The sequence below is a fragment of the Spongiibacter sp. genome (genome assembly GCF_041602295.1).
Classification (GTDB): domain Bacteria; phylum Pseudomonadota; class Gammaproteobacteria; order Pseudomonadales; family Spongiibacteraceae; genus Spongiibacter.
On sequence record NZ_JBFIGO010000111.1, the window covers coordinates 1 to 8,210 of the forward strand.

An 8,210-nucleotide genomic window follows, 5' to 3' on the forward strand; every position below is an offset into this window, starting at 1 on the left:
GATTAAGCTGGGCGGCAATCCCGAGCGTATCGCCGATCTGCGCATTGCCATCGACCAGGCGCGATTGCTCACCCAGTACGCCGCGTGGATGATCGATCAGGTGGGCGCGATGAAGGCGCTCAGTGAAATCTCGGCGATTAAAGTCGTCGCCCCCAATGTCTTGCAGCAGGTGGTCGATGAGGCGATTCAGATGTATGGCGGCGCCGGTTTGAGCAATGACACGCCGCTGGCGTCGATGTTTGCCATGGCGCGGGTGCTGCGCATTGCCGACGGCCCGGATGCGGTGCACCGCAACCTGATAGCGCGGCTCGAATTTGCCAAGTACGACTAGTGTTAAACCCCAGCAGAGAGAAAAGCTATGGCGAGCAATAATCAGGGTCAAGCGCGGGTATTTATCACCGGTGGCGCTTCCGGCTTGGGGCGGGCGCTGGCCGAGCGCTTCGCCAGCGCCGGCTACTCGGTGTGTATTGGCGATGTTAACGATGAGCGTGGGGCCGAGACACTGGCCGTGCTGCAGGCCCGCACAACAGCCCACTATCTGCACTGCGATGTGCAGCAAGAAGCCGATTTGCAGGCCGCCGCCGACTGGCTGAAACAGCACTGGGCGGGGGTGGATATTGTGGTCAACAATGCCGGTGTGGCCACTGCCGGTGCCATTGACAGTTTTCCCATGGCGGACTGGCAGTGGGTGATGGATATCAATGTGCTGGGCGTGGTGCGCGGTTGCAAGGTGTTTACGCCGCTGCTGCGCGAACAGGGCGGCGGCCAGCTGGTCAATGTGGCGTCGCTGGCGGGCATTATCCATCCGCCGAAAATGGCCTCCTACTGCGCCACCAAGGCGGCGGTGGTGGCGCTGTCAGAGAGCCTCAGCCTGGAACTGGAACGCGACAATATTGCAGTGTCGGTGGTGTGCCCGGCGTTCTTTCGCACTAACTTGGCGGAGTCCTTGCGCGCCTCCGATCCCAGCAGCACGGCGATGACCCAGAAGCTGGTGAACAAGGCGAAAGTCGGCGCCGAAGAGATTGCCGAAAAGGTGTACAAGGGAGTGCAGCGCCGGGATTTCCATATTCTTACGCACAGTGATAGCAAACGCTTTTTTATGCTCAAGCGCCTGCTACCCTACAAGCTCTATCGCCATATTATGCTGAAGAATACCGCGGGGATGATGCGCGCCAAGGGCTGATTAACACAGCGCCATCAGTGCGTTAATGGCCAGTGCCAGCAGCGCCACACTGCTCAGGGCAAAAATGCTAAAGCGCACCATCACCTTATTATTGGTGCCCTGCACAATGCTGTGGACTACCCGGCAGCCGACGTAGAACCACGCCAGATAGAGGTTGATGCCGTCGCCCTGGCCGATCAATGCCAGCACCAGCGTGGTGGCGTAGAAGATGGTCGGCTGTTCCATCAGGTGGTTGTAGTTATCGGCCTTCCACTGGATATGCTTGTCCATTTGGGTGGCCAGTTCAGCGGTGCGCTCGCCGGCGCTGGGGGGCATGCGCGCCTTGCGCATGGCGGGTAATCGCGCCCAGGCCATCCAGGTGAGTACTACCAGGCTCCACAGCACCAGAATGATGACCGGCAGCAAGATTGGCGAACTATTCATCGTTGTTTCCTTTTATTTGTTAGCGGTTGTCTTGCGCAGCGGCGCGCCGGCTAGAACGCTGAATATAACAACATCAGCAACAATAGAAATGAGATCAGAGGACGCTATGTTTAGAAAAAATATTTTGATTACCGGTGCCAGCTCCGGCCTCGGCGAGGGCATGGCCCGCGCGTTTGCCGCCAAGGGCTGTAATTTGGCGCTGTGTGCCCGCCGGGTGGAAAACCTGGAGGCCATCAAGGCTGACATTGAAGAGCAGCACCCGGGTGTAAAAGTGCTGATTAAGGCGCTGGATGTCTGCGATTTCGAGCGGGTGTTTACGGTATTCAATGAGTTTCGCGACGAGCTGGGCAGCCTCGACCGGGTGATTGTCAATGCCGGCATGGGCAAGGGAGCCTCGATGGGTACGGGTTATTTCCACGCCAATTTGCTCACCGCGCAGACCAATTTTACCGGTGCGCTGGCGCAGTGTGAGGCGGCGATGACCATATTCCGCGAGCAGAATGCCGGCCACCTGGTGACCATTTCCTCGATGAGCGCGCTGCGCGGTATGCCCCGCGCCATTAATATTTACGCCGCCACCAAGGCCGGGCTGCGCACCATGACCGAGGGGCTGCGTGCAGATGTGATCGGCACGCCGATCAAGGTCAGTTGCATCCTGCCGGGCTTTATTCTGACGCCGATTAATGAAGAGTTGAAAAAAGCGCCGATGCGGGTGGACCTGGAAACCGGCTGCAAGGCGCTGGTGAAGGCCATTGAAAAAGAACCGGGTGAAGCCAAGGTGCCGGGCTGGCCGTGGATTCCCATGGGCTGGTTGATGAAGTTTATGCCGCTGGCGGTGGTGGCGAAAATGACTTAGCCGCTGGGGCGTGTTTTTCGGCTTAATGGTATCGCTAGGCTGGCGTGAGCCCGGTGTTCCGCAGCGCGGTGATTACTGCGGTGGCCGCATATCGCGTATTGCCCGCAGTTGCGTTAGCTGGCGCAGCTTCCCCAGCTTTCTTTGTTGGCCCTGTCGTTGCAGGTTTCTCACGGTTGCGATGCGCGGCAGTAAGCGGTGACAGCGGCCGCACTGGCCGTTGTAGTGTTTTAGGCGGTGGTGGTGGATGTCGCTGGGCTTGTCGAGCCGCAAGCCGGTGATGCGTTCAAAAATATCCAGAGGGATTTTTTCGTGAAGCTGACTTTCCTGTGCCGACAGTGCAGGGTTGCTTGGCGGGGGAAGCAGCGGGGCGATGATATCGAATTCAATGTCATTTAAAAAAGGCAGAGTCTGCTTACATTGTCTGCAAAAGTGCATTTCCATATGCCCTATCCCGTCGGCTAGTTGTGGTGTGTCCTGAGTTTACACAGCCGCGCAGGCTGCCCTAAGGGTATTTTACTTTAAGCGATTGTGAGAAATCGGCGGCAGCGTGCGCGGGAAATGAGCGGCAGCGTGCGTGAGAAATGGGCGCAGTGCTGTGCGGCCATCTCTGCTGGTGTTGATGCAGGCTTTAGGGGCAGCGGTCGGGCGTTCCCCTTACCGTGAATTCTGAGGACAGTCCCTGGTAACTTTGCAGTCTGCCGAGGCTGTTCGCCGAAGCCTCAAACCGCAGCCGATAGCGGCCAGCTTGCGTGTCTTTGGGAATGCGCCAAAGGATTTCGGCTTGTGAAAACGGACTGGGGCTAAACTGGGGCTGCTCTGAATCGGAATGCCAGACAAAGCTGGTTTCCGGGTCGGCGTCACTGGCAATCGTCTGCCACTCGCCATTGCCCAGCTGGCGCTCGACAAACAGAAAACTGCTGTTGGTCTTCAGGTCGTGATTGGGGCTGGAGGCCTGAAACAATGCGCGGGCGGTATCGCCGGGGAGATAGCTGGTGGCGACGTCTTCCAGGGTGTCGCCAAAGTTGATACCTGCAGGAGTACTGTCGAGTACATTAAGCGGCAGCACTTGTGTCAGTGTGGCACTGGTGCGCGGCGGTGTCGGCCCGCGGTCAGTGGCAGTGTGTTGGACCATATCGACGGCGAGGCGGCGCATTTCCTGTTGCACTGCGGCCAGTGACCAGGGGCCAAACTGGTTCGATGCCCCCTCGTACATTTGCAGGGCATACTCCTCGCGGGTAGTCAGGTAGCTGACGTAGTCATTGGCCAGGCCGTTAATCACCACGTAGTCCACGCCGTCCTGTTTCAATTCACTTAATACGGTGTCGCGAATGCGCCGCCCCGCCATGGTGGTGATCTCCCAGGGCAGGGCAATGATGGCGAGGTTGCCGATGCGAAACAATTGGAAGGGGAGGATGTTTGCCGACACATTCAGCGGTGGGCCAAACACAAATAAAATCGGTTTTTCCGCCTGGCAGGACAGATTCAGACCGGGCAGAAGGCTGAGGTTGCAACCCACCGCATAGCTGAGGGATTCCACTGGCAGCTTGGCACTGAGCAGGGTCAGCACATCGTTTTGCACACTGGCAAAATAATCGGGGTCGCGGCAGCTCAGTCCCGCCGGAGTGAAGTAACTCTGCTCGCCGGGTTGGGCGCCGTGGCCGGCAGCGGGAAAGGAGAAACCCATGGCCGCGGTGCAGGTGCGTTTTTCGGCGCTGTCCAGTTCAGCGGGATGTTGCAGGGAGGCCAGTACCACGGGGTCTGTCACTTCAACCTCGTCCATTTTTACATAGCCAAATCGGTAGTCGATGGGCCCGTGCAGCGAGTCTTGGGCGCTGCTGTATAGCGTGAGTGCGTGATTGAGCTGAGCGCTGCCATTGGCCACGGTGACCGGACTGGGCTCGTTGGCCGGCAGTGCGCTATCGCGCAGCGCACGCATGTCGTCGTTGTCGAACCACAGTTGGCTGAAGGCGTCACCCTCGTCGGCTTGCATAAACCCGGCGATAAAATCTTCGTTGTCGCTGCGGCCTTTGATGCGCTCAAACAGGTAGGCGGCATAGCCTTTGTTGTCGCCGCTGATCGGCACGGCTCCCAGTCCGTACTCCGACAGGGCGTCGGAGGTTGGGTGCACGGCAAACCAGTTGATGCTGCCCACCTCCTTGCCGTTTGCGCGCTGCAGGCGCAGTAGTGTCATTAGGCGGTTGGTGGTGATGTCGTTGCCATTGATGTCTACGTACTGGGCCCGCTCTGCGGCGGGGTTTTCCAGGTAGGCGGGGATGGCCCTGGATTTATTGGCGCCGAGTAGTTCGCCCTGATTCAAGCGGATTTTTCCGGTTTGCGGGCTGGCGGCTAGATTGCGCTGCGCCTGTCGCAGCGATCGCACAATGCCGTCTACGGTCACTGCAAAGGTTTGCGGGTCGTGGCCGAGACGAAAGGTGTTGTAAGCCGTATAGTGCGCCTGGCCTCCCGGAGTTGAGTGGGTGTGACTGGCGCTCAGCATAATATTGTCGGGGCCGTAGAGGCCGCTGAGTTCGCTGTCGGCGGCTACCGCGTCCAATACCGCCTGGCGCACCGATTCGAACATCATGCCAGTGTCGGTAAGTACCATTGCCACGCGCTTGTCGTTGCAGGGCGAGTGGACCACAAAGCTGCGGGCGTACTGACGAATGTGAATGCCGGCCGAATAATTATCGGTGCTTTCATTGCCCATATGTACCTTGCCGCCCGCCGGCCCGGTGATGTCGGCTTTGGCGGCGCCAAAGTGGTAGTCGCTGTTGCCGTTGCACAGCTGCGCGGGGGCGCCGCCGGCAACACTGGCTGGCGCGGGCAGAGTGCGTGCCGAGGGCGCGTGCAGGCCCTCGCCGTAGGCGTGAACCGGGCTGTTGGCTAGACACTGACTGGCCAGTTGTTCGGCACTGGCGCCGCGCTCAGAGTCGGAGTTGCCATTGCCACAGGCGCTGAGTAGCAGTGCGATACTGACGCCGGCGAATGGGCGAAGGGCTTTGCTAACAATGGCAGGCATAGCGGCTTCCGTGGTTTGATGGGTAATGGTAAACAGTACTGCGGTGCAAGTGCTCAGCTTACCGCAAGGGCACTGCCTGGGCATAGTCGTCACTGTGGGCAGCGATGTGAGGTGAGAATGAGTAAAACAGTCTTGGTCAGTGCCGCCGATGTGGCGGGCTGTCCCTCGGTGTCCAGTGTCGGCGTAGCCGCGGCGGCGCAGTTGGCGGCGATTACTGCCGATGCCTTCCGTGACGACCCGTTCAACAACTGGTTGTTCAAGCAGCCGCGCAATATGCACAAGATGTTTGCCGCCATGGCCAGGCATTTGTATGCGCCCCGTGGCTTCTGTCAGATTCTCTCCGAGGGTGGCGAGGATCTCGCTGCGACGATGTGGATGATGCCGGGCGGGACGTTCGCGCCGCCGTTGCGCAGCCTGCTGTCGACGGCGCAGGCCTTTGTCGCGGACGACGGTGTGGCAGGGCTGCGTCGCGGCCTTGCGGTGGGTCGGGCCATGGATATGCAGCACCCCAGTGAGCCCCATGTGTATTTGTTTAGCGTCGGTGTTGTCGCGGCGGGTCGCGGTCGTGGTCTTGGGCGGCGCTTGCTGGAGCCGGTGCTCAGTGCCTGCGATCGCCGCGCTACGCCGGTGTACCTGGAAAACAGCAATCCGGCGAATTGCCGTTTTTACCACAGCCTGGGTTTTGAGCGCCGCGCCATGATTGAACCGGTAGCGGGCTGCCCGCCGCTGGAGGCGATGTGGCGAGAGCCGCGCAGTTAGTTAGTTGGGTCGCTACTGCACTGCGTAAATTTTGCCGTGGTTTTTTCTGCCCTGCTGCGCGCCGCGCGAAATTATTGCTACCCCTCGCCTTTGGTTTTTGTTCACGGGGCTTCTATCTCTCGGTCGGCGTTTCGGTGCCGGCCATGGCGCAGTTCCCATACACCCTCTATGGCGTGAGCAAGGCCGCAACACGTAAGCGCGATTCCCAGTGATAATTCCCCTGCGTTCTCTGTCGCGAGGCGCGTGTGCTGAAGCGCAAACGACTTCGGCAAGTCGACGCTGCCGCGCAGCGTAGCCGGTCGAGTGTCTTCTCGGTTGTCTGTTTACTTCACGCTGATTTTTCTCTCTGCAAACTATTTACTTAAATAAGTTATAGGGTTTTCACCGTAAAAATGTAAGGGGCTGATTTGGCTTATTTTTAGCGTTCTTTGCTCTAACTCTGCGGTTTAGTCCCTAATTGAGAATTGTCAACAAACGGGTCGAGCCTGCGAAAAATAGTGGAAGTTCCGGATAGCAAAAGCTTTACTCAAAGTGCGGGCCGGCAAAGGTGATGATTCACCCAAGCCCAATCGCAGAAGACGGTGGCGTGATGTTTCGGTTGAGGAGCTGAGGCAGAACACAACAGCCACCCTATAACTAAGTCGGCTCAGTCGACACTTATATGCACCAGGAGAACGTCATGAAAACAATTAAACACGTCCGTATAAATCCCATTGCTGCCGCCATTTTGTTGTCGGGTATCACAGCAGTCAATTCAAATGCACTGCCCTTAAATCTGGGTGGTAATGTTGGCGCGGCTTCAGCCATGTCCCTGAGTGGTGCCCTGTCCGGTGTTTCCGGCAGCTTTTCCGGCACGGCGGATATGAGCGCTTCGGCCAATGTAGGTCTCAGTGGTGGACTCGATGCTCTGTCGGCAGTGGGTGAAGTCAGCGGCAATAGCGCTTCTACAGGCTCGCTTGCCGGTGCCGGCAGTTTTTCTTCGGTGACCGATGCGGTTGCCGCCATTTCCAGCCAGGGTGATGCTTCCGCGATGACCTTGCCGGGACTTGAAGGTCTGGGCGATGTGGCGGGCAGTGTCTCGGCGGCCGCCGATATTATTGCCAATGCCAGCGGTGGTATTGATGGCCTGGGCGATATCAGTGGCTCGCTGGAATCTGCGACCTCAGTGGTGGGTGAAGTGACAGCGGGTCGTCAGGAAACTGCCGACGAAGTGGCTTCGGCAGAAGAGCCTGCACAAGAGGCGGATGCGGATGCAGAAGAAGCACCGGCTGAAGAGGCTGCCACTGACGAAGCGCCCAGTGAGGAAGTCGCCAGTGATGACAGCGCTGCAGAAAGCACCGCGCCAGAAACTGCCGATGCTGAACCCTCGCGCAATAGCGACGGCCTGCTTGCCAGCATCAGTACTGCGGTGACGGGCAATGGTTCGATTGCCGGTCAGCTGCAGGGCGTAGCGGGTCAGACGGCCACAGTTGCGGCCACGCTTGCCAGTGTGACCCAGGCGAGCGGTGAGTGGGGCAACGCGCCCAGTCAGGCTGAGGCTGCCGATACCAATGACAGCGCCGAGCCCGAAAGCCATCCGCAGGAGGACGATGCACAACCGGCTGAGGATGTTGATGCTGGCGACGACAAGCAGGAATCGCCCAACAGCCTGTCTGTGATTGCCGATGCTGCGGCGCACTACAGCGGTGAAATCAACGGCGTCAGCCCTCAAGCCGGCGATGTGGCCATCAATATGAGCGCGAGCTCATCGGCGTCATTCGCCACTTACGCGGGTGATGAGTAAGGCTAATGTTCGCTAACTTCTAGAAAGGGGTAGAGCCCAGGCCAAGCAGTGTGGCCTGGGCTTTTGCCGTGTACAGCGACAGCGCGGTAAAGAACCGCATATCAGCCAGGCCAAAACCGTTCGCAGTAATTGCCCGCAGGGCGCGCACGCCACTGGCGAACAGTAAATGTAGAGACCTTTTGAGGGC

General features: G+C 58.9%; 8 protein-coding genes. 5 read left to right on the forward strand and 3 right to left on the reverse strand.

The features are described from left to right. Positions 1 to 331, forward strand: a 331-nt coding sequence (locus ABYM29_RS13555) for an acyl-CoA dehydrogenase family protein (protein ID WP_372865309.1), incomplete at its 5' end; no start/stop codon positions are given. A gap of 27 nt (positions 332 to 358) precedes the next feature. After that, a complete protein-coding gene (locus ABYM29_RS13560) occupies positions 359 to 1,183 on the forward strand; it encodes an SDR family oxidoreductase (protein WP_372865310.1) in 825 nt (274 codons plus the stop codon). On the opposite strand, the gene ABYM29_RS13565 is transcribed toward ABYM29_RS13560, so the two are convergent. Further along, on the reverse strand, positions 1,184 to 1,606 hold the full coding sequence (locus tag ABYM29_RS13565) for an MAPEG family protein (protein WP_372865311.1): 423 nt from the start codon (positions 1,604 to 1,606) through the stop codon (positions 1,184 to 1,186). It lies immediately after the preceding gene. A gap of 106 nt (positions 1,607 to 1,712) precedes the next feature. Here ABYM29_RS13565 and ABYM29_RS13570 point away from each other — a divergent pair, with 106 nt between their 5' ends. Next, positions 1,713 to 2,462, forward strand: coding sequence for an SDR family oxidoreductase (locus ABYM29_RS13570; protein ID WP_372865312.1), 750 nt, complete (start codon positions 1,713 to 1,715; stop codon positions 2,460 to 2,462). A 72-nt stretch (positions 2,463 to 2,534) separates the two neighbouring features. On the opposite strand, the gene ABYM29_RS13575 is transcribed toward ABYM29_RS13570, so the two are convergent. After that, a complete protein-coding gene (locus ABYM29_RS13575) occupies positions 2,535 to 2,903 on the reverse strand; it encodes a hypothetical protein (RefSeq protein WP_372865313.1) in 369 nt (122 codons plus the stop codon). Between the two features lie 187 nt (positions 2,904 to 3,090). Next, on the reverse strand, positions 3,091 to 5,481 hold the full coding sequence (locus ABYM29_RS13580) for a neutral/alkaline non-lysosomal ceramidase N-terminal domain-containing protein (protein ID WP_372865314.1): 2,391 nt from the start codon (positions 5,479 to 5,481) through the stop codon (positions 3,091 to 3,093). A gap of 117 nt (positions 5,482 to 5,598) precedes the next feature. Between ABYM29_RS13580 and ABYM29_RS13585 the strand changes: the two genes are divergently transcribed. Further along, positions 5,599 to 6,240, forward strand: a complete 642-nt coding sequence (locus ABYM29_RS13585; protein WP_372865315.1) for a GNAT family N-acetyltransferase — start codon at positions 5,599 to 5,601, stop codon at positions 6,238 to 6,240. 679 nt (positions 6,241 to 6,919) lie between these two features. Next, a complete protein-coding gene (locus ABYM29_RS13590; RefSeq protein ID WP_372865316.1) occupies positions 6,920 to 8,023 on the forward strand; it encodes a hypothetical protein in 1,104 nt (367 codons plus the stop codon). Positions 8,024 to 8,210: the final 187 nt, after the last annotated feature.